We start from the raw sequence: 1,431 nt of genomic DNA on the forward strand, positions 1-1,431 counted from the left end.
TGCCTCGCCGGAGGCGGCCCCGCGGTCCACCGCCGGGCCGGACGAGCCGGGCCGCCGCGGCTGAGACTCCTCGGGCCTCGCGCCCGAGGACCCGTCCGTCCGGACGCCGGAGACCCGTTCGCGCCGGGTCGCACCGGCGCGAGCGCGAGGACCGCGCGTCCGGACGGGCCGAGGGGCCGTGACGCGTCGCGTCACGGCCCCTCTCCCTGCTGCGCGTGGCGTCAGCCGCGGCTGCGCCGCCGGGCGCCGACCGCGACGGAGCCGACGACGAGCGTCACGCCCGCCACGGCGAGCACGACGATCGCGGCGAGCCCCAGGTCGACGTGGGCGCCGAGCGCGGTCGCGAGGACGGCGGCGCCGAAGGCCAGCACGACGAAGCCCCACACGATCGTCCCGACGCGCGGGCCGCGCGGCGGCCGGACCGTCTCCGTGGACGGCTCGTCCCCGGCGACCGGGTCCGCGGCCGCGGGGACGCTCCCCGTCGTGCTGCCGGTCGGGTCCCCGGTCGAGGGACGGTCCGCCGCTCCTTCGCGGGTGCCGGTCCCCGCCGGGTCGGCGGCACCAGGTGCCGGCGTCCCGAAGACCGCGTCCCCCAGCGGCTGGGTCGGTGCCGTGCCCGCCGACGTGCCGAGCACGAGCGTCTCGTCGGTGTCGCGTGCGTCGCGACGGTCGTCCTGGCTCATCGGTCCTCCTCGATGATCGCCTGGCCGGCGCCCACGTCGACCAGCAGCACGAGCTGCGGGTCCTCGCCGGCGTCGGCCTCGTCGTTGGTGAAGGTCACGGGCCGCGAGCTGACGCCGCTGATCTCGCGGTACTCGCCGTCGGCCTCCCAGCGCGCGCTGCCCGCCCAGACCTGGACGTCCGCGCGGACCGGGACGCCGTCCGGGACGACGACCGTCACGTCGCCGGCCCCGAGCTGGACGGGGACCTCGACGTGGTCGCCGTCGGCGACGTCCGAGAGGTCGAGGTCGGACAGGTCGATGGTCGGGTCGCCCCACCGGACGCCGAAGCCGTCGCTCGCGACGTCGGGGTCGGTCACGCGGTGCGTCCCGTCGGTGACGGTGCGGGTGGAGTCGTCGAGCACGAAGCTCGGGCGCTCCTCGTGCCAGGACGCCGCGGGCACCGCGACGACCAGCGCGAGCACCGCGAGGAAGCCCAGGCCGCCGCTCGTGCGGCCGCGCAGCCCGCTCACGACGATCGCCAGGCCGGCGAGCACCACGGACGCGCCGGCCCAGGTGAGGAACACCGGCCACGGCAGGTCCCCGGCGCGGTCGACGACGAGCAGCAGCGCGCCGAGCAGGAGGCTCAGCCCGACCACCACGCCGACGGTCGCGGACCCGGGGCCGCGCGGGCGCGGCGGCTTGGGGGGCCTCGGCGCCTGCGGCGGGCGGGGAGGCACGGGCGGGACGGGTGCCGAGGCGTACGGCGGGA

1 protein-coding gene and 1 pseudogene are annotated in these 1,431 nt (G+C 78.5%); both read right to left on the reverse strand.

Translation table 11 applies throughout. The features are described from left to right. Nucleotides 1–221: 221 nt before the first annotated feature. Nucleotides 222–683 carry a hypothetical protein gene (locus JZ5iCDA_RS17470; RefSeq protein ID WP_069388239.1) on the reverse strand — a complete coding sequence of 154 codons (462 nt, stop codon included), beginning with the start codon at nt 681–683 and terminating at the stop codon, nt 222–224. After that, a pseudogene (locus tag JZ5iCDA_RS17475) lies at nt 680–1,431 on the reverse strand (LiaF domain-containing protein); the annotation flags it as partial. The pseudogene JZ5iCDA_RS17475 and the gene JZ5iCDA_RS17470, both read right to left, overlap by 4 nt.

Origin of the sequence: Cellulosimicrobium cellulans (genome assembly GCF_001722485.1) — a bacterium.
Lineage (GTDB): Bacteria > Actinomycetota > Actinomycetes > Actinomycetales > Cellulomonadaceae > Cellulosimicrobium > Cellulosimicrobium cellulans_A.

Bases quoted from the DNA above. Each gene is read 5' to 3' on its own strand.
- JZ5iCDA_RS17470 (WP_069388239.1), bottom strand. From the start codon at position 683: ATGAGCCAGGACGACCGTCGCGACGCACGCGACACCGACGAGACGCTC.